The 19,970-nt window shown below is 69.6% G+C and carries 20 protein-coding genes; 17 read left to right on the top strand and 3 right to left on the bottom strand.

Translation table 11 applies throughout. From position 1 onward, the window contains the following. Positions 1–76 precede the first annotated feature (76 nt). Positions 77–1,690, bottom strand: a complete 1,614-nt coding sequence (locus tag KF708C_RS12035) for a hydantoinase B/oxoprolinase family protein (protein WP_197090349.1) — start codon at positions 1,688–1,690, stop codon at positions 77–79. Between the two features lie 118 nt (positions 1,691–1,808). Between KF708C_RS12035 and KF708C_RS12040 the strand changes: the two genes are divergently transcribed. After that, the gene (locus KF708C_RS12040; protein WP_020203787.1) at positions 1,809–2,768 is read left to right on the top strand and encodes a LysR substrate-binding domain-containing protein; all 960 of its coding nucleotides are present in this window, start codon (positions 1,809–1,811) and stop codon (positions 2,766–2,768) included. A gap of 26 nt (positions 2,769–2,794) precedes the next feature. Here KF708C_RS12040 and KF708C_RS12045 read toward each other — a convergent pair whose 3' ends face one another. Together KF708C_RS12045 and KF708C_RS12050 are read right to left on the bottom strand one after the other, a co-directional pair. Then, positions 2,795–3,760, bottom strand: a complete 966-nt coding sequence (locus tag KF708C_RS12045; RefSeq protein ID WP_020203788.1) for a Bug family tripartite tricarboxylate transporter substrate binding protein — start codon at positions 3,758–3,760, stop codon at positions 2,795–2,797. A gap of 354 nt (positions 3,761–4,114) precedes the next feature. Beyond that, a complete protein-coding gene (locus KF708C_RS12050) occupies positions 4,115–5,017 on the bottom strand; it encodes a LysR substrate-binding domain-containing protein (RefSeq protein ID WP_059411964.1) in 903 nt (300 codons plus the stop codon). Between the two features lie 92 nt (positions 5,018–5,109). Here KF708C_RS12050 and KF708C_RS12055 point away from each other — a divergent pair, with 92 nt between their 5' ends. From KF708C_RS12055 to KF708C_RS12125, 16 genes are all read left to right on the top strand, one after another. Next, complete coding sequence (locus KF708C_RS12055) at positions 5,110–5,871, top strand: sulfite exporter TauE/SafE family protein (protein ID WP_059411965.1); 762 nt, start codon at positions 5,110–5,112, stop codon at positions 5,869–5,871. 60 nt (positions 5,872–5,931) lie between these two features. After that, positions 5,932–6,132 (top strand): hypothetical protein, encoded by a 201-nt coding sequence (locus KF708C_RS35605; RefSeq protein WP_156173801.1) that lies wholly within the window; start codon positions 5,932–5,934, stop codon positions 6,130–6,132. A gap of 257 nt (positions 6,133–6,389) precedes the next feature. Further along, complete coding sequence (locus tag KF708C_RS12060) at positions 6,390–7,991, top strand: MFS transporter (RefSeq protein WP_020203791.1); 1,602 nt, start codon at positions 6,390–6,392, stop codon at positions 7,989–7,991. A gap of 51 nt (positions 7,992–8,042) precedes the next feature. Then, entirely contained in the window at positions 8,043–8,477 is a 435-nt protein-coding gene (locus KF708C_RS12065; RefSeq protein WP_059411966.1) for a RidA family protein, read from the top strand. Between the two features lie 27 nt (positions 8,478–8,504). After that, the gene (locus KF708C_RS12070) at positions 8,505–9,029 is read left to right on the top strand and encodes a 3-hydroxyanthranilate 3,4-dioxygenase (RefSeq protein WP_020203793.1); all 525 of its coding nucleotides are present in this window, start codon (positions 8,505–8,507) and stop codon (positions 9,027–9,029) included. A 31-nt stretch (positions 9,030–9,060) separates the two neighbouring features. Then, positions 9,061–9,711: a flavin reductase family protein gene (locus KF708C_RS12075; RefSeq protein WP_020203794.1), complete on the top strand. Its 651-nt coding sequence runs from the start codon at positions 9,061–9,063 to the stop codon at positions 9,709–9,711. A 68-nt stretch (positions 9,712–9,779) separates the two neighbouring features. Further along, on the top strand, positions 9,780–10,742 hold the full coding sequence (locus KF708C_RS12080) for a LysR family transcriptional regulator (RefSeq protein ID WP_059411967.1): 963 nt from the start codon (positions 9,780–9,782) through the stop codon (positions 10,740–10,742). Positions 10,743–10,978: 236 nt separating this feature from the next. Beyond that, entirely contained in the window at positions 10,979–12,061 is a 1,083-nt protein-coding gene (locus KF708C_RS12085) for a porin (protein WP_059411968.1), read from the top strand. Between the two features lie 116 nt (positions 12,062–12,177). Continuing rightward, entirely contained in the window at positions 12,178–13,668 is a 1,491-nt protein-coding gene (locus KF708C_RS12090; protein ID WP_020203797.1) for a 2-hydroxymuconic semialdehyde dehydrogenase, read from the top strand. A gap of 33 nt (positions 13,669–13,701) precedes the next feature. Next, a complete protein-coding gene (locus KF708C_RS12095; protein WP_020203798.1) occupies positions 13,702–14,505 on the top strand; it encodes a 2-keto-4-pentenoate hydratase in 804 nt (267 codons plus the stop codon). Further along, positions 14,502–15,458, top strand: a complete 957-nt coding sequence (locus KF708C_RS12100; protein WP_059411969.1) for an acetaldehyde dehydrogenase (acetylating) — start codon at positions 14,502–14,504, stop codon at positions 15,456–15,458. Before KF708C_RS12095 ends, KF708C_RS12100 begins: the two co-directional genes overlap by 4 nt. Positions 15,459–15,469: 11 nt before the next feature. Continuing rightward, positions 15,470–16,513, top strand: a complete 1,044-nt coding sequence (dmpG, locus tag KF708C_RS12105) for a 4-hydroxy-2-oxovalerate aldolase (RefSeq protein WP_059411970.1) — start codon at positions 15,470–15,472, stop codon at positions 16,511–16,513. Beyond that, positions 16,510–17,274 (top strand): 2-keto-4-pentenoate hydratase, encoded by a 765-nt coding sequence (locus KF708C_RS12110; RefSeq protein WP_059411971.1) that lies wholly within the window; start codon positions 16,510–16,512, stop codon positions 17,272–17,274. The genes dmpG and KF708C_RS12110 overlap by 4 nt, the downstream gene beginning before the upstream one ends. A 47-nt stretch (positions 17,275–17,321) precedes the next feature. Then, positions 17,322–18,344, top strand: a complete 1,023-nt coding sequence (locus tag KF708C_RS12115) for an amidohydrolase family protein (protein ID WP_059411972.1) — start codon at positions 17,322–17,324, stop codon at positions 18,342–18,344. Between the two features lie 43 nt (positions 18,345–18,387). Continuing rightward, positions 18,388–18,882, top strand: coding sequence for a 4-hydroxylaminobenzoate lyase (locus KF708C_RS12120; RefSeq protein WP_020203803.1), 495 nt, complete (start codon positions 18,388–18,390; stop codon positions 18,880–18,882). Positions 18,883–18,907: 25 nt separating this feature from the next. After that, positions 18,908–19,492, top strand: a complete 585-nt coding sequence (locus KF708C_RS12125; RefSeq protein WP_059411973.1) for an NADPH-dependent FMN reductase — start codon at positions 18,908–18,910, stop codon at positions 19,490–19,492. Positions 19,493–19,970: the final 478 nt, after the last annotated feature.

Consider the following 19,970-nt stretch of genomic DNA (forward strand, 5'->3'; position numbering starts at 1 on the left):
CTTCAGGTGCTTCATGTGCTTCGTATGCTTTGGATGCCTGGCGTGGCGCGCCTCGGGACACGCTTCGGGACACGCCTCACGGCGCGCTGACGTAGCCGTCGAGCCGGTCGCGCTCGCGCAGCGCGTCGTCGCGCTCGGCGGGCGGGCCGAAGCCGCCTCCGCCGGGCGTGAGCAGCTCCACCGCCTGCCCCGGCGCGAGCACGTGCTGCACCTTCGGGTTGACCGCGACGCCGTCGATGAGCACCGCGCCGGGCTTGCCCGGCTCGCCGCCGTCCAGGCCCTGCGCCGCCGCCTCGGCGCGCGTGCGCTCGGCCATGAAGCTGACCACGATCGGCGTGCGGTTGCGGTTCTCGAAGGCGATCACCTGGCCGGTGCCGCCGCGATGCTTGCCGGCGCCGCCGCCGTCGGCGCGCAGCTCGCGCCTGAGCACCCGCAGCGGCGACATGCGCTCGATCATCTCCACCGGCGTGGACGAGATGTTGCTCGGCCAGGACAGCACGTTGGCGCCGTCCTGCTTGTGCGAGCCGCCGTAGCCGCCGTTCATGAAGAACAGGTTGGTGAAGGGCGTGCCGCTCTCGCGCACGCCGGACAGGTTCACGCACCACAGCGGCGAGCCCACCGCGGCGATGGCGCGCTCGGGCATGGCCTCGGCCAGCGCGCCGATCACCATCATCGGCACGAAGTGGCCGATCAGCGCGCGCGCGCCGCCGGCCGCGGGCGGCTTCGAGTTGAGGATGCAGCCCTCGGGCGCGGTCACGCGGATCGGCGCCATCACGCCTTCGTTGTTGGGCACGTTCGGCAGCAGCACCGCGCGCAGCCCGTAGCAGGTGTAGGCGATGGTGTAGGCCAGGCAGACGTTGATCGAGCGCGGCACCTGCGCGTCGGTGCCGGTGTAGTCGACCGTGATCTCGCCGTCCTTGACCGTCATGGTCAACTCCAGCCGCACCGGCTGGTCGAGCCCGTCGCTGATCGCCGTGCGGCGGTACACGCCCTCGGGCAGGCGGCGGATCGCCTCGCGCATGGCCTGCTCGGAGCGCGCGTGGATCTCGCCGGCCAGCTCGCCGAGCGAATCGAGCCCGCGCTCGGCCATCAGGTCGAGCACGCGGGTCTCGATCATGCGCAGCGCGGTGAACTGCGCGAACAGGTCGCCCATGACCTGGTCCGGCTCGCGCACGTTCTTGCGCAGGATGGCCTCGAAGGTGGCGTCGATCTCGCCCTTGCGCACCACCTTCATGATCGGGATCTGCAGGCCTTCCTCGAACACCTCGCGCGCGTCGGCCGAGCGGATGCGCCCGCCGATGTCCGGCGCGTGCGCCACCGAGCCGGCCCAGCCCACCACCACGCCGTCGCGGAAGATCGGCTTGGCCACCGAGATGTCGGGCAGGTGCCCGGTGCCCTGCCAGATGTCGTTGGTGATGAGGATGTCGCCCGGCTCCAGCGTGTGCAGCGGGAACGCCGCCAGGAAATGGCGGATGGTGCGCGGCATCGTGTTCATGAACGACGGAATGCTGTTGGTCGCCTGGGCGATCGAGGCGCCGTCCGCGGTGGTCAGCACGCACGCGAAGTCGTTGGACTCGCGCACGATGGTCGAGAACGAAGTGCGCACCATCGCGGCGGCGGCCTCGTCGACGATCGAGATCATGCGGGTCCACAGCAGCTCCAGTGTGACCGCGTCAAAGCGTTGACTCATTTTTTTCCCCTGGCGCGGCGGCGCCATCGTGGTGCCGCCGCAGGTTGGTTGACACAAATCGAATGTACCGATTTAGACTATGTATTCCCAATGCTGTTTTGCCGGTACGGTATTCCAGATGAACATAGACTCGCCGCCCGACCGCGCCGCCCCCGCCAGGCCGGTCACTACCGCCACGCTCAAGATCCACGAGCTCGAGGCGTTCCGCGCCGTGATGCTGCGCGGCACCGCCACCGAGGCCGCCGTGCTCATGCACACCACCCAGCCGGTCATCAGCAAGCTGATCGCGCGCTTCCAGCACAGCATCGGCATCCAGTTGTTCGAGCTGCGCAAGAGCCGGCTGGTGCCGACGCCCGAGGCGCACATCCTGTTCAAGACCATCGAGCGCACCTACGTGGGCCTGGACCACGTGGCGCAGGCCATCGCCGAGCTGCAGGGCGGCCACAGCGGGCGCCTCATCATCGGCAGCCTGCCCTCGTTCGGCATGGGCCCGCTGGCCGGCATCACCGCCGAATTCCTGCAGGCCGAGCCCAATCTCGAGGTGCTGATCGAAACCGTGAACTCCAGCCTGATCCGCCACAGCGTGGTGTCGGGCAAGGTCGACCTGGGCATCGCGCTGAAGTCGGTCGATACCGCCGGCGTGCGCGCCGAGCCGCTGGTCTCGGTCAACACCGTGTGCGTGATGGGCAAGGGCCATCCGCTCGGCGCCAGGCGCGAGATCGGCGTGGCGGACCTGCGCGGCCAGCCGCTGATCCTGCCGTCGCGCGACAGCGCGTCGCGCGCGGCCATCGACCAGGTGTTCGGCGAGGCCGGCATCACGCCGCGCGTGATCGCCGAGACCTCGTATGCGATGACCATGTGCCTGCTCGCCATGCAGGGCAACGGCGCGGCGCTGGTGAGCCCGTTCGCCGCCATGCACCTGCGCAAGGCCGGCCTGGTGGTCAAGCGCTTCGTGCCGCGCATTCCGGTCGAGCTGCTGCTGCTCACGGCGCTGGACACCTCGCCGTCGCGCATCGCGGCGCGCTTCATCGAGCGCATGCACCGCTCGCTCGACCGCTTCGAGGAAGTCTGGGGCTGACACCGGCATGATGCGCGGCGCCGGCATCAGTTCGCCACGATGTGCGCTTCCTTGATGACCTTGCCGAACTTGGCGGTCTCGGCGGCGATGAAGGCATTGGTGGCGCTCACGTCCTTGTTGCCGGGAATCACGCCCATCTCCGCCAGGCGCGGCTGCATGTCGGGCGCCTGCATGATCTCGCGGATGTCGTGGTTGAGCTTGCGCACGATGTCGTCGGGCGTGCCGGCCGGCGCGGCGATCGTAAACCACGCGGTAAACACGTAGCTCGACAGGCCGTCCTCGCCGATGGTCGGCACGTTGGGCAGGCTGGCGGCGCGGCTGGGGCCCGTCACCGCCACCGCGCGGATGGCGCCCGAGTTGATCAGCGGCAGCGCGGTGGGCAGGTTCTCGAACATCATCTGCAGGCGGCCGCCGACCAGGTCGGTCAGCGCCGGGCCGCTGCCCTTGTACGGCACGTGCGAGATCTTCGCGCCCGACTGGTACTTGAACAGCTCGCCCGCCATGTGCGTCGACGAGCCGTAGCCGGCCGAGCCGAAGAACAGCGTGTCCGGGTGCGAGACGCTGTCCTTGATGATGGCCCCGGTGTCCTTGAGCTTCACGTTCTTCGAGACCACCAGCACGTTGGGCATGGCCGCCAGGATCACGATCGGCTTGAGCTCGGTCGACGGGTTGTAGTTCAGCTTCGGATAGACCTGGTACGTCGAGTGGATGCCCATCGTGCCGAACAGCAGCGTGTAGCCGTCCGGCGCCGAGCGCGCCACGTTCTCGGCGCCGATGTTGCCGCCCACGCCGGGCCGGTTGTCCACCACCACGGTCTGGCCGTATTTCTCGCTGAGCTTCTGCGCGAGCAGGCGGCCCAGCACGTCGGCCGAGCCGCCCGGCGCGAGCGGCACGACCAGCCGGATGGACTTGTTCGGGTAGCCCTGCGCCGATGCCGGACAGGACGCGAGAATGCTGATCGACGCAATGAGGGCCAGCGCTATCTTCTTCATGGTTTCGCCTTGATGTGTGAGTTGCCGGGGAAAACCCGCGCGCGGCGCGGCGGGATTTCCGCTTCGGATGCGATCGATCTGGCGCGGGCCGGCGGCACGCGGCTTCCGGATTCGGTCCGGTATCTCGCGATCTGCGAAGCAATATATGGACGCACCCGGTGGCTGCCCAATTCTTTTAGGCGCGCAGGGTATGTCGCGCGGATATGCGCTCCGGCGCGCTGCCCGCATGCGGTGCGGCGCGCCGGAAATACCGCACCAGGAGAGGGCGGCGCGGGCGGCCCGCGCCCGCAATAGGTGCCGCCGGAACACGCGCCGGCGCGGCGGGAAAGCCGCTTTGCGCGGCCCGCGGCGAGGTTACGGCAACGCCGGCGCGGCGGCGTCGCCCGCCATCAGGTGGCGCGCCAGCAGGCCCGCGTGCGGCGTCAGCGCGGCGAAGTCGCGCGCGCACAGATGCAGCTGCCGCAGCGCCCACGGCTCCGACAGCGGCAGCAGCGCCAGCCCCGGGCGGCGCAGTTCCGCCGCGGAAGCTTCGGAAAGAACCGCGATGCCGACGCCCGCCTCGACCATCGCGCCGACATCCGCCACGCTGCGCAGCCGCACGCGATAGGCAAGCTGGCGCCCGAGCCGCGCCGCGCGCTCGCCGAGGTGGATCTCCAGCGCGGCATCGGCCAGTCCCACGAAAGGCTCGCCGGCAAGGTCGGCGAACGCCACGCGCGCCTGCCGGGCGAGGCGGTGCGCGCCGCTGGCCGCCACCACCAGCTGGTCCTGCGCGAGCAGGCGCGTCTGCAGCGCGGCGAGGTCGGCGATGTCCGCCACGATGCCCAGATCGGCGCGCCCGTCGGCAAGCGCGCGCACGATCTCGCCGCTGGGCTGCTCCTCGAGGTCGACCGACAGATCGGGATACGCCGCCAGGAAGCGGCGCAGGCGGCTCGGCAGCAGCGCGGCCAGCGCCGCCGTGTTGGACAGCAGCCGCACGCGCCCCTTGAGGCCGGTGGCGTAGCTGCGCAGCTCTCCGCGCATCTGCTCCACCTGCCCCAGGATCAGGCGCGCGTGCCGGACCAGCACGTCGCCGGCCGCGGTGGTGTGCACGCCGCGCCGGGTCCGCTCCAGCAGCGGCGCGCCCAGCGCGGCCTCCATGCCGGAGACGCGCTCGCTCGCGGAGGCCAGCGCGAGATTGGTGGCGCGCGCGCCGCGGGTCAGGCTGCCGTGCTCCACGACGCTGAGAAACAGGCGCATGTCGGTGAGGTCGAAGCGCATCGTCGTTGCCTTTCCGGATTTCGGTTGAACCGAAGCCTAGCACCGGAATTGCCAGATTGCGCGCGCGCCGGCGCCCGCCTACGATGCCTGGCATGGACGCTACCCTGCTGCTCTCGCTTGCCGGCCTGACCGCCGGCGCCATGAACGCCCTCGCCGGCGGCGGCTCGTTCGTCAGCCTGCCGGCCCTGATCGCGGCCGGCGTGCCATCGGTTCAGGCGAATGCTTCGAGCACGGTCGCGCTGTTTCCGGGCGGCCTCGCCAGCGCGTGGGCCTACCGCGACGACCTCGGGCCGGTGGGCACGGTGGCGCTGCGCCCGCTGCTGCTGACCACGCTCGCCGGCGGCGTGGCCGGCGCCGTGCTGCTGCTGTACACACCCGCGAAGACCTTCGACTTCGTGCTGCCGTGGCTGCTGCTGGTGGCCAGCCTCGCGCTGTCGTGCGGGCGCCGGCTCGGCGAATGGCTGCGCCGGCGCGCGCGCATCCGCCCGGCGGCGGTGCTCGCGGTCCAGTTCGGCCTCGGGGTCTACGGCGGCTACTTCGGCGGCGCCGTCGGCATCATGATGATGGCCGTCTGGGGCCTGCTCGACAGCCGCGACCTCAAGAGCCTGAATGCGCCGCGCACGCTGCTGGTCAGCGCCGCCAACATGATGGCGGTGGTGATCTTCATGGCCGCGCGCGCGGTCCACTGGCCCAGCACGCTGGTGATGCTGGCCGCGGCCACCGTGGGCGGCTACGTGGGCGCGCAGATCGGCCGCCGGGCGCCGGCCCGCGTGGTGCGCGCGGTCACGCTGGCGCTCACCGCCGGCATCACCGTGGCGTTTTTCGCGCGGGCTTACCTGCCCGGGTATTTGTAAGCGGGATCGGCGCGGGGGGGTCGGGCGCCTGCGCGAGCAAGGACGCCCGGCAGTGGAAAAATGCCTTCCGCGCTACCTCGGCTGTCCGGGCACGATGCCTGGCGCCGGCCGGCTCGTAAAAAGACGACAGCCTCGCGCGAGAAATCGGATCGTTTTTTCCAGCGCCGTCTTTATGTTTTTCTTTTTCCGGATTCCCGCAACCATTTTTTTATTTTCATTTTCGATGCGCCGGTAAAAGGCCAATTTGCACCATTGGCGTGACGCAATACCGCCGCACGGCAGCGCGGGCATTTTTCGGGTGCAGCACGGGGGAGGGATTTCCCTTATCCGCACCAGCGCGGCGCATCGCGGAAGTGCGTGGAAATACGGCCGGCATCGCCGCCGGCGAACTGATATAACGGCATGGAATATCAGCGGCCGCAGGATTGATTATGGCCGTCCAAATGCAGCTTTTAGACTCTCCCTCAACGGTAGCAACGGCGCTCCGTAGTCCGTGGCCGATAGTGGAGGAGATTCGAATGAGCAGCGAACTGACAGCGGACGTGCGAACGCGCGGCACCGCCAGGCGGGAAGAGATCAAGGTAGTCGTGGGCGCGTGCGTCGGCACCGTGCTGGAATGGTACGACTTTTTCCTTTACGGAAGCCTGGCGATTTTCTTTTCGTCACATTTCTTTCCGGCCGGTAATTCGACTGCCAGTTATCTGGCATCGCTGGCGACATTTGGCATCGGCTTTATTATCCGGCCACTCGGTGCCGTCGTATTCGGCCGCTTCGGCGACAAAGCCGGGCGCAAGGCCACCTTTCTCGCCACCGTGGTCTTGATGGGAATCTCGACGGCGGGCATCGGCCTGCTGCCTTCCTACGAAACCCTCGGCTGGGCATCCCCCGCCATCCTCGTCGTGCTGCGCTTGCTGCAAGGGCTGGCGCTGGGCGGCGAGTACGGCGGCGCGGCCGCCTACATCGCCGAACACACGCCCTCGGGCCGCCGCGGCTACGCGACCGGCTGGCTCCAGACCACGGCGACCTTCGGCTTCCTGCTGTCGCTCGCGGTCACGCAGATCTGCCGCGGCTGGATCTCGGCGGAAGACTTTGCCGCGTGGGGCTGGCGCGTGCCGTTCCTGGCCTCGCTGCTCCTGCTGGCCGTGTCGACCTACATCCGCACGACGCTGTCGGAATCGCCGGTCTTCAAGCGCATGAAGGCGGAGAACCGGACCTCGAGCGCGCCGCTGCGCGACAGCCTGATGGTCGGCCAGAACGTGCGGCGCATGCTGGCCATGCTGTTCGGCGCGCAGGCCGCCGTCGGCGTGGTCTGGTACACCTGCAACTTCTACGTGCTGTATTTCCTCACGTCCACGCTGAAGGTGCCGGCCAGCGACGCCTACGGCTACCTCGTCGTCGCGCTGATCTTCTCGCTGCCGCTCTACGTGTTCTTCGGCTGGCTGTCGGACAAGGTCGGGCGCAAGTGGATCGTGCTGATCGGCTGCGGCATGGCGGTGCTGACGTTCATGCCGATCTTCTCGCAACTGAGCAAGGCCGTGAATCCCGCGCTCGCGCAGTTCCGGCAGTCCGTCGCCATCCGCGTGGTCGCCTCGGACTGCTCGGGCGGCCTGTTCTCCGATGCCGGCACGCCGTGCGACAAGGCGCGCGACTTCCTGACCCAGGCCGGCCTGTCCTACCGCGTGGAGCCCGGCCTGGCCGGCGAGCCGCTGGTCACGTACGTCGGCGACGCGCCGCTCAAGGGCTTCGACGCGAAAGCCTACAAGGAGGCGCTGGCGGCCGCGGGTTATCCGGGCGCCGCCGACGACAAGGCGATCGACCGCCCGGCGATGTACGCGCTGCTGTTCCTGCTGATGATCTGGGGCGCGATGGCCTACGGCCCGATGTCCGCCTATTACGTGGAACTGTTCCCGGCGGCCATCCGCTACACCTCGATCTCCATTCCGTACAACATCGGCGCGGGCTACTTCGGCGGGCTGGCCCCCTTCATGTCGACCGCGCTCGCCGTCAGGTCGGGCGACGTGCTGGGCGGCCTGTGGTACGCGATCGTCGTCGGCGGCGTCTCGGTGGTCCTCGGCATGTTCCTGCTGAAGGAGACCAAGGACGTCGACGTGAACCAGTGACGCGAACCCGTGAAGCGGCATTCCCGGCATTCAACCCATCGGAGCAACTCCATGACGCAGTCCAGTCAGGCACGACTAGTGCAAGGTAAGGCCACGCCACGCGGGCGATTCCCGCACGTGGTGCGCGCCGGCGATTTCCTCTTCGTCTCGGGCACCAGCTCGCGGCGGCCGGACAACAGTTTCGCCGGGGCGTCGGCGGACGAATTCGGCACCGCGTCGGTCGACATCCGGCAGCAGACGCGCGCGGTGATCGAGAACATCCGCGACATCCTGCGCGCGGAAGGGGCCGACCTGCGCAATGTGGTGGAGATCACCGCCTTCCTGGTCAGCATGCACGACTTCGGCGGCTATAACGAAGTGTATGCCGAGTACTTCGACGAGGGCGGCCCCACGCGCACGACGGTGGCCGTGCATCAGTTGCCGCACCCGCTGCTGACCATCGAGATCAAAGCCATCGCCTACGCCCCGCGCGCGCAGGCGCAGTGACCAAGCCAGGAAAAACCGGAGAAGACAATGCTGCAGTATGGTGCGCCCTTCAATTTCGGCAGGTGGATCGACGAACACCGGCATCTGCTGAGGCCGCCGGTCGGCAACCGGCAGGTCTGGCAGGACGCCGACTTCATCGTGACGGCGGTCGGCGGCCCGAACCTGCGGACCGACTATCACGACGATCCGCTCGAGGAATTCTTCTACCAGATCGAGGGAAACGCCCACCTGAACCTGATGGTGGACGGCCGGCGCGAGCGCGTCGACCTGCGCGAAGGGGACGTGTTCCTGCTGCCGCCGCACGTGCGCCATTCCCCGCAGCGGCCCGAGGAGCGCAGCGTGTGCCTGGTGATCGAGCGCCAGCGCCCGCAGGGCGCGCTGGACGGGTTCGAATGGTACTGCCCGCGCTGCGACAGCCTGATCCACCGCGTCGAGGTGCAGTTGCGCAGCATCGTCGAAGACCTGCCTCCCCTGTTCGAGGCGTTCTACGCATCGGAGGAAAAGCGGCATTGCCGCAGCTGCGGCACCCTCCACCCCGGCCGCGGCGCCTAGCCCCCACAACTCCGGACCAAGGCATATCACCATGACAAGCATCGCGATGGCCGGCCTGACCACCAGGCAGAAGTACTGGCTCATCACCGGCAGCGTCGGCCCGCGCCCCGTCGCGCTGGTGACCACGCTGGGCGGGGACGGCGTGTGCAACGCCGCCCCCTACAGCGCGTTCAACTACATGGGCGAAGACCCGCCGCTGTTCGCCATCGCGGTGGACCGCTACGGCGACGAAAGCCACCGGCCCGGCGAGGCCAAGGATACGCTCACGAACATCCTGGCGCGGCAGGAATTCGTCGTCAACATGGTGGACGAACCCATCGTGGAACAGGCCGTGCGGTGCGGCAGCGACTTCCCCGCCCATCTCTCCGAGGCGGAGGCGGTGGGCTTGTCGCTCGCGCCGTCGCAGGCGGTGGCGGTGCCGCGCGTCGCGCAGGCGCCCATCGCCTGGGAATGCAGGCTGTACAAGGTCTTCGCGTTTTCCGCGCAACGCTCGATCGTGTTCGGCGAGATCGTGGCGATGTACGTGCGCGACGCGCTTTTCGACGAGCAGCGGCTGCGCATCCGGGTGGACGAGTTCGCCCCGGTCGGGCGGCTGGGTGGACCGAACTATTGCCGCACGTCCGACCGCATCCGCATTCCGGTGCCGACCTACCTGCCGTCGGTCGGCGCGGCAAGAGAATGAACGCCGGCCGCGAACGGGCCAGGCCCGCCGCGGCATTTCCCTGAGGTGACGTCCGAGGTGGCGATGCCATGCACATTCATCCGCTGACGCAAATCCGGCTGAGCCGCAGCCTGAAGCTGAGCCAGTTGCTGGTGTTCGACCGGGTCATCGAGACCGGCTCGATCCTGCACGCGGCCAACGACATGGGACTGACCCAGCCCGCGGTCACCAAGATCATCCAGGAGCTGGAAGCCGGCGTCGACGGCGCGCTGTTCGCGCGCTCGAACCGCGGCGTGGTGCCCACCGACCTCGGGCTGCTGCTCGCGCGCCGCGTGAAGTCGCTGCTGGCCGAGTTCCGCTACATGACCGAGGAGATCGACCAGTTCCGCTTCGGCACGGCCGGGCGCGTGGTGGTGGGGACCATGATCGCCGCCTCGGCCCATCTGCTGCCGTCGACCATCGCCAGGCTCAAGGAGCGCTCGCCGGACGTGGTCGTCACGGTGCGCGAAGGGCCCACGGCCCAGCTCTTTCCGGCGCTGGCCACCGGCGAGGTCGATATCGTCGTCGGCCGCCTGCCGGAGCGGGAGCTGCCGATTTCCGAGGCGTTCCCACTGACCCACCAGGCGCTGTTCGAGGACCTGCTCGACGTGGTGGTGGGCAGCGCCAACGACGCCGTCGGGCCGTCGGTCACCTCGCTGCACGAGCTGGGCCGGCATCCGTGGATCCTGCCGACGCCGGATTCGCCGCTGCGCTACTCGGTGGACCGCATGTTCCGCAATGCCGGCATCGAGCTGCCGCGCGACCTGGTGGAGTCCATGTCGGTGCTGACCAACCTCGGGCTGCTGCTGACCACCAACCGCATCGCCGTCATGCCGCGCGTGGCGGCGCGGCAATTCGTGCAGGCCGGCCTGCTGCGCACGCTGTCCATCGCCGAGCTGGGCGCCTTCGGGACGGTGGGCTACTCGGTGCGCGCCAACAAGGACCTCACGCCGGCCTGCGAGGTCTTCATCCAGTGCCTGAGGGAAGTCTCCGGACACGACGAAGCCGGCTGACGCCCCCCCCCGCCCTTCCCGCGGCGGCGGCCGCGATACCGATCTTGAACGTGCCATTCCCGGCCGGCAGGAAGGGCCGCGCTTTGCCCGTTTTTCCCGCAGTACCGAAGCGACCGCCCGCCACCCGGGACCACACCGGGGCGCGCCGCGCCTCGCGCAAGTCCACACCCGAGCCACACGGAGCCATCCGGAGCCATCCGGAGCCACACCGGCCCCCATACCAAGAAGGAGAGAAAGTGAAACTCAAGCAAGCCATCTGCGCGAGTCTCGCGCTTGCGCCGGCCGTCGCGCTCGCGCAGTCCGTCACGCTGTACGGCGTGATCGACACCGGCATCGAATACGTCAACCACGCGGACGCGGGCGGCCACGGGCTGGCGCGGATGAACAACCTGTCGGGCACCGTGCCGTCACGCTGGGGCATGCGCGGCACCGAGGATCTGGGCGGCGGGCTGAAGTCCGCGTTCGTGCTGGAATCGGGTTTCGCGCCCGATTCCGGCGTGTCGAACCAGGCCGGGCGGCTGTTCGGCCGGCAGGCCTGGGTGGGGCTCAGCGGCCCCTGGGGCCAGGTCGCGCTGGGCCGCCAGTACACCATGCTGTTCTGGGCGACGCTCGACCCGGACACGCTCGGCCCGAACACGTTCGGCACCTCGTCGCTCGACAGCTACATGGCCAATCCGCGCACGGACAACGCCATTTCCTACAAAGGCACCTTCGGCGGGCTGACGCTCGGCGCCACCTACAGCTTCGGCCGCGACGCGGCTCCGGCCGGCACGCCGTGCGCGGGCGAGAACGCGGGCGACCGCAATGCCTGCCGCGAATGGTCGGCGCTGATCGGCTACGGCACCGGCGACTGGGGCGTCTTCGTCGCCTACGACTCGCTGCGCGGCGGCGCCGGCGCGGCCGGCGGCCTGACCAGCAGCGCGAGGAAGGACGACCGCCTCTCGCTGAGCGGCTTTGCCAACGTCGGGCGGGCCAAGCTCGGCGGCGGCTGGATACGGCGGGACAACGACGGCAACCCGGCCACGCCGCACAGCGACCTCTGGTACGGCGGGCTGTCCTACGCCGTGACGCCGGCCTTCAGCATCGACGGCGAAGTCCTGTTCCTGCGCTACCACGACAGCGCGAACAAGGCCTGGCTGTACGCCGCGCGGGCCAACTACGCATTCTCGAAGCGCACCTCGGTCTATGCCACCGCCGGCTTCATCGACAACGGCGGGCAGCTCGCGCTGTCGGTCAGCTCCGGCGCCACGCCGGCCGCCACCCCGGGGGCCGGCGGCAACCAGCTTGGCGCGATGGTCGGCATCAAGCACATCTTCTGAGCGCGGCCCTGCCCGGCCCGTTATTCCACGCCCTTATATCAGCCGCCCAACGATTGATTATTCAACGCCGGGCGGCGCTCCTAAACTTGCCTCACCACCAGTTCGCAGGAGTATCCATGGAAGACTACGCAGCGGTCGCGGAGAAATTGCCCAGGCAATTGCGCAATTTCGTCGACGGGGAGTTCGTCGATCCGGCCAGTTCGTTTCCCAAGCTCAGCCCCGTCGATGGGCGCGAGCTCTGGCGCGTCGCCGAGGCCGACGCCGCCACGGTCGACGCCGCGGTGCGCGCGGCCCGGCGCGCCCAGCGCGGGCCGTGGCGCAGGTTCACGGCGGCACAGCGGGCCGAAGCCCTGCACCGCATCGCCGACGGCATCCAGGGCCGCTTCGACGAATTCGTCGCCGCCGAGGTGGCCGACACCGGCCGCCCGGTCGAACAGGCCAGGACGCTCGACGTCGCGCGCGGCATCGCGAACTTCCGCACCTTCGCCGATCTCGCCAGCACCGCGCACGGCGAGTGCTTCGAGTCCACCGGCGCCGACGGCACGCATCTGCTGAACTACGTCACGCGCAAGCCGCTGGGCGTGGTCGGCGTGATCTCGCCGTGGAACCTGCCGCTGCTGCTGCTGACCTGGAAGGTCGCGCCCGCGCTGGCGATGGGCAACGCCGTGGTGGCCAAGCCGTCGGAGGAGTCGCCGGCCAGCGCGACGCTGCTCGCGGAGGTCATCCGCGACGCCGGCCTGCCGCGCGGCGTGTTCAACCTGATCCACGGCCACGGCCCGAACGCGGCCGGGGAATGGCTGACCAGGCACCCGGAGATCGACGCCATCACCTTCACCGGCGAATCGCGCACCGGCAGCACGATCATGAAGGCCGTGGCCGACGGCGTGAAGAACGTGTCGTTCGAGCTGGGCGGCAAGAACGCCGCGGTCGTGTTCGCGGACGCGGATTTCGACGCCGCGGTGGCGGGCGTGCTGCGCTCGAGCTTCACCAACGCGGGCCAGGTCTGCATGTGCACCGAGCGCGTCTACGTCGAGCGCCCGATCTTCGAGCGCTTCGTCGCCGGGCTGAAGGCGGGCGCCGAGGCGCTGCGCGTCGGCTCGCCCTACGTGGCCGGCAACACCACCGGGCCGATGATCTCGGCGGCGCACCGCGACAAGGTGCTGGGCTACTTCAGGCTCGCGCGCGAGGAAGGCGCGAGCGTGGTGACCGGCGGCGGCGTGCCCGACTTCGGCGACGACTGCGACCGCGGCGCGTTCGTGCAGCCGACGATCTGGACCGGACTGCCCGACAGCGCGCGGTGCGTCACCGAGGAAGTGTTCGGTCCCGTCTGCCACGTCGCGCCGTTCGACACGGAGGACGAGGTGGTGGCGCGCGTCAACGACAGCAAGTACGGCCTGGCGGCGAGCGTGTGGACCACGCACCTGGCGCGCGGCCACCGCGTCGCGCAGCAGATCGAGACCGGCATCGTCTGGGTCAACGCCTGGTACGCGCGCGACCTGCGCACCCCGTTCGGCGGCGCCAAGCTGTCGGGCTTCGGGCGCGAAGGCGGACGCCACTCGATGGACTTCTATTCGGAGCTGACCAACATCTGCGTGACGGTGGAATAAGGTCGAACAAAGGTCGAACAAGGTCGAATAACCATGGCACATCAACAACCGCTGCAAGGCATCGCCGACGCGCTCTGGCAGGCCCACGCCAGCCGTCCGTTCAGCCCCGCGCTGCCCGTGCGCGAGGCAATCGCGGAAATAGGCGGCATCGCGCTCGACAATGCGTACCGCGTCCAGCAGATCAACATCGCGCGCCAGGTGGCCGCGGGCGCGCGCCGCGTGGGGCGCAAGATCGGCCTGACGTCGAAGACCGTGCAGGCCCAGCTCGGCGTGGACACGCCGGACTTCGGCACGCTGCTGGACACCATGGCGTACGGCGACGGCGAGGAGATCCCGTTCGCCCGCGCGCATCAGCCCAAGGTGGAGGCCGAGATCGCGCTGGTGCTCCAGCGCGACCTGCCGCACGCGCGCCACACGGTGGCGGACATCATCGGCGCCACCGCCTACGCGCTGCCCGCGCTCGAGATCGTCGGCAGCCGCATCGCCAACTGGAACATCCGCCTGCTCGACACGGTGGCTGACAACGCCTCGGGCGGGCTGTTCGTGCTCGGCACGCGCCCGGCCGGCCTTCACGCGCTCGACCTCGTGCGCTGCGGCATGTGCATGGAGCGCGGGGGCGAACAGGTCAGTGTCGGCGCGGGCGCCGCGTGCCTGGGCAACCCGCTCAATGCCGCGGTCTGGCTGGCCGACACGATGGCGCGCGCCGGCGAGCCGCTGCAGGCCGGCGACATCGTGCTGACCGGCGCGCTCGGCCCGATGGTCGCGGCCGCGCCAGGGGACGTGTTCACCGCGCGGATCGAAGGCCTGGGCGAAGTGCGCGCGGCTTTCTCGCAATGACCGGAGTAGCTATCGTGAACGACAAGACCAGATTACCCGTTGCCATTATCGGCTCCGGCAACATCGGCACCGACCTGATGATCAAGGTGCTGCGCCACGCGCGCCATCTCAGCATGGCCGCCATGGCCGGCATCGACCCCGCCTCGGACGGCCTGGCCCGCGCCGCGCGCCTGGGCGTGGCCACCACGGCGGGCGGCATCGACGGCCTGGTCGCGATGCCGGAATTCCGCGGCGTGCGGATCGCGTTCGACGCGACCTCCGCCGGCGCGCACGCGCGCCACGCGCAAGTGCTGGCCAGCCACGGCGTGACCGTGGTCGACCTGACGCCGGCGGCGCTCGGGCCGTTCGTGGTGCCGTCGGTCAACCTCGACGCGAACCTCGATTCGACCAACGTCAACATGGTGACGTGCGGCGGGCAGGCCACCATCCCGATCGTGCGCGCCGTCTCCGACGTGGCCAGGGTCCACTACGGCGAGATCGTCGCGTCGATTTCGAGCCGCTCGGCCGGGCCGGGCACGCGCGCCAACATCGACGAGTTCACCGAAACCACCTCGCGCGCCATCGAGATCATCGGCGGCGCCACGGTCGGCAAGGCCATCATCATCCTCAACCCGGCCGAGCCGCCGCTGCTCATGCGCGACACGATCTATTGCCTGGTCGACGCGGACGCGGACACGGCGCGCATCGAAGCCTCGATCCACGCCCAGGTGCGGCGCGTGTCGGCCTACGTGCCCGGCTACCGCCTCAAGCAGGCCGTGCAGTTCGACCACGTGGAGCTGCCGGCGCGCTTCGCCAGGACCGGCGCGCCGGCAGCCGGCATCAAGGTCGGCGCATTCATCGAGGTGGAGGGCGCGGCGCACTACCTCCCCGCGTATGCCGGCAATCTCGACATCATGACGTCGGCCGCGCTGCGCACCGCCGACCAGATCGCGGCAAGGCGGCTGGCCGCCTGAAGGAACACACCATGACCGACAACACCAGGAACATCTACGTCTCGGACGTGACGCTGCGCGACGGCATGCATGCCGTCCGGCACCGCTACACCGTGGACCAGGCCGTGCACATCGCGCGCGCGCTCGACGAGGCCGGCGTGGACAGCATCGAGGTCGCGCACGGCGACGGCCTGGCCGGCTCCAGCTTCAACTACGGGCTGGGCGCGCACACGGACTACGAATGGATCGCCGCCGTGGCAGGCGCCGTGCGCAAGGCACGGGTGGCGACGCTGCTGATCCCGGGCATCGGCACCGTGCACGACCTGCGCGAGGCCTACGAGGCAGGCGCGCGCGTGGTGCGGGTCGCGACGCACTGCACCGAGGCCGACATCTCGCGCCAGCACATCGAGCACGCGCGGGCGCTGGGCATGGATACCGTGGGCTTCCTGATGATGAGCCACATGACCACGCCCGGACATCTCGCCACGCAGGCCAGGCTGATGGAAAGCTACGGCGCGCAGTGCATCTACGTGGTGGACTCCGGCGGCGCGCTGGACATGCGCGGCGTGGCCGAGCGGTTCCGCGCGCTCAAGGCGGTGCTCGACCCGGCCACGCAGACGGGCATGCACGCGCACCACAATCTCTCGCTCGGCGTCGCCAACTCGATGACCGCGCTCGAGGAGGGATGCGACCGCATCGACGCCTCGCTGGCCGGCATGGGCGCCGGCGCCGGCAACGCGCCGCTGGAGGTGTTCATCGCCGCGGTGGACCGCTTGGGCCTGCCGCACGGCTGCGACGTCAGGAAGCTGATCGACGCCGCCGACGACCTCGTGCGCCCGCTGCAGGAGCGGCCGGTGCGCGTGGACCGCGAAACGCTCGCGCTCGGCTACGCCGGCGTCTACTCGAGCTTCCTGCGCCATGCGGAGGCGGCCTCGGCGAAGTACGGCATCTCGGCGTTCGACATTCTCGTCGAGCTTGGACGGCGGCGCATGGTGGGCGGCCAGGAGGACATGATCGTGGACGTGGCGCTCGACCTCGCCCAACGCAACGAACAGCAACCGGCGAGGGCGGCATGATCGACATCGAAAACGCGGCGCGGCTGGTGGACGAGGCGGCGCTGAACGCGACGGCCGTGCGGCAACTGACCGCGGGCGACGACTTTTCCGTGGCGGACGCCTATCGCATCCAGCGCGCCTCGGTCGAACGCCGCGTGCGGCGCGGCGAGCGCCGCATCGGCATCAAGCTGGGCTTCACGAGCCGCGCCAAGATGATCCAGATGGGCGTGTCCAGCCTGATCTGGGGCTGGGTCACCGACGCCATGCTCGAAGCCGACGGCGGCGGGGTCGACCTGAGCCGCTTCATCCATCCGCGCGTCGAGCCCGAGGTCTGCTTCCTGACGCGGCGCGCGATCGACCGGCCGCTCACGGCGCTCGAGGCGAAGGACTATCTGGAGGCCGTCGCGCCGGCCATGGAGATCATCGATTCGCGCTACCAGGATTTCCGCTTCACGCTCGAAGACGTGGTGGCCGACAACTGCTCCAGCGCCGGCCTCGTCGTCGGCGCCTGGGCGCGCGATTTCGACGGTCTGCGCAACGCCGGCGTGATCCTGCGCGTGGACGGCCGGGACGTGCAGATCGGCTCGACCGCCGCCATCCTCGGCCATCCGGTGCGTGCCGTGGTGGAAGCGTCGCGCCTGGCCAGCGAGTCGGAGACGGCGCTGCCGGCCGGCTCGCTCATCATGGCCGGCGCGGCGACCGCCGCGCACGCGCTCGCGCGGGGCAGCCACGTGCAGGCGGTAGTGAACGGCGTCGGCGAGGTCGAGTTCACGACCCGGTAGACGATTCGATTGTGTAGCCCCATCACCAGTGAAGGCATAGCCTGACCATGACCTTGCGAATTGACATGCACTCCCACTTCTTCCCGACCATCTCGCGGGAGGAGGCGGCACGGATCGACCAGCCGGGCGTTCCCTGGCTGGCGGTCGACGACGGCGGCGAGACCGGCATGATCATGCTCGGCGACCAGGCCTTCCGGCCCGTCGAGCGGCCCTTGTGGGATCCGGCGCGGCGCCTCGAGCAGATGGACCGGCAGGGCATCGACATCCAGTTGATGTGCGCGACGCCCGTCATGTTCGGCTACCGCTACGCCGCGGCGACGGCGCTGCAATGGGCGCAGCGCATGAACGACAAGGCGCTCGAACTCTGCTCGGCGGCGCCGGCGCGGCTGATGGCGCTCGCGCAGGTGCCGCTGCAGGACGTGGACCTCGCCTGCCGGGAGGCGTCCCGCGCGTTCGCGCAGGGCCATCGCGGCGTGCAGATCGGCAACCATGTCGGCCCGCGCGACCTCGACGACGACGCGCTGGTGCGGTTTCTCTGCCATTGCGCGCACGAGGGCATCCCGGTGCTCGTGCATCCGTGGGACATGATGACCGACGGCCGCATGAAGCGCTGGATGCTGCCGTGGCTCGTGGCCATGCCGGCCGAGACCCAGCTCGGCATCCTCTCGCTGATTCTCTCCGGCGCGTTCGAGCGCATCCCGCGCTCGCTCAAGCTGTGCTTCGCGCACGGCGGCGGCAGCTTCGCCTTCCTGCTCGGGCGGGTCGACAATGCCTGGCGCCATCGCGACATCGTGCGGGAGGATTGCCCGCGCCTGCCGTCGTCCTACGTCGACCGCTTCTCGGTGGACAGCGCGGTGTTCGACGAAAAGTCGCTGACGCTGCTGGTCGACGTCATGGGGGAGGAACGGGTCTTGCTGGGGTCCGACTACCCGTATCCGCTCGGCGAGCAGTCGATCGGGGCGCTGGTGGAAAACCACGGCGGCCTGAGCGAGCGGGCCAGGCGCCGCATTCTCGGCGGCAATGCCGCCGCATTCTTCGGCCTGCCCGCGCCGGCGCGCGCGGGCGGCTGATCCAGACCGACCCAGACCGATTCATTCAGACAAGGAGAGCCACATGCTGCCGCGCGGTCCACACAAGGAGGAGTTGCTGCAATGGGTGCGTCGCCTGTGCGACGCGATGCGTTCACGCCCGCTCGACGAGTCCCTCGAAGCGGACCTCAACAAGGCGTTCGGCGCGGGCACCGCGCCATACGAGGCGATGTGCCGGCTGCTGAAGCTGGGCGTCGAGGAAGGCTGGGCGGGCTACGTCGAGATCGACGGCGCCGCGTACCGGCGCGGGCGCATCGCCGAGCCCTCGCCCGACACCGCCGGGATGAGCGTGGAGAGCGGATTGCTGCGCGACGTGAAGGGCCAGTACCACTGCCACACGCGCGGCGAGATCAACATGATCATCCCGCTGGAGCCCGACGCGCAGTTCTGCGGGCACGGCGCGGGATGGCGCGTCTTCGCGCCGATGAGCGAGCACTTTCCCACCGTCGACGGCCTGGCCCTGATGATGTATTTCCTGCCGGGCGGCGAGATCGAGTACCGGCCGCCGCCGGCCCGATGACGGCAACCTTTGTCCAGGAGTATTCGTGACCATCAGAATTCTTGCGGTGAGCGGCAGTTCGCGGCGCGGCTCGCTCAACCAGAAACTGCTCGACGTCGCGGCGCGCGGCGCGCGCGGCGCGGGCGCCGCCGTGACGCCGGTCCGGCTGGCGGACTACGCGCTGCCGCTCTACGACGGCGACCTCGAGGCCGACCAGGGCGTGCCCGCCGCGGCCCGGCGCCTGCAGGCGGACTTTGCCGCGCATGACGCCTTGCTGATCGCCACGCCGGAATACAACGGCGGTTATGCCGCGGCGCTGAAGAATGCGCTCGACTGGGTGAGCCGCCCGCGGCAGGACGGCACCTCCGGCGTCGCGCTGCTCGCCGGCAAGGCCGCGGCGCTCGTTTCGGCATCGCCGGGCCAGCTGGGCGGACTGCGCTCCCAACTGGCGCTGCGCACGGTGCTGGACAAGCTCGGCGTGCTGGTGCTCCCCGATGCGTTCGCGCTCGGACTCGCGCACGAAGCATTCGACGACGCGGCGGAGCTCAAGGACAAGGCGGCCGAGAAGGCCGTCCTCCATGTCGGCGCGGCGCTGTGCCGGACCGCGCGGCGCCTGGCGGCGGGGGGCTAGTCCGCCCGCCCTGGCCACTTCCGATGCCGCCGGGCGCGTACATCGGCGCCTTGCGCGTCGCGGCTTCGGCCGTGGACTCCACGACGAAGGCCGCCAGCCGTGCGCCGGGCCGGCGGACCGAGGCGCCGTGGCGGGTCAGCGCGGCTTCGAGCATTTCCACGATCGCCCGCGACACGCGCCAGAGGTGGCGGACCCCGGTCCCACCCGGCCTCGCCCGCCTTTTTTCAGACAAGCCGCAAATTCTTCTTGTAATGAGATTAATTCCCATTTACTATGGCATCACTGTCTGACGCGAGGCAAGCAGCACCGGCCCGACAGGCAGTAGGAACACCGCAGAAGCAGCAGCAGGAAGTAGCAGCACGCAGCAAGGCCGGCGGCAAGTCCGCGGCCAACCGAATTTTCGATGTGGCGCGCAAGCGCGGCATCCATCACCGTCTTTTGTGGGGACCGCTCCGTACCGCGGAGCGTTTGGCAGTAG

Source organism: Cupriavidus basilensis, from assembly GCF_000876015.1.
In the GTDB taxonomy this organism is placed as follows: domain Bacteria; phylum Pseudomonadota; class Gammaproteobacteria; order Burkholderiales; family Burkholderiaceae; genus Cupriavidus; species Cupriavidus basilensis_B.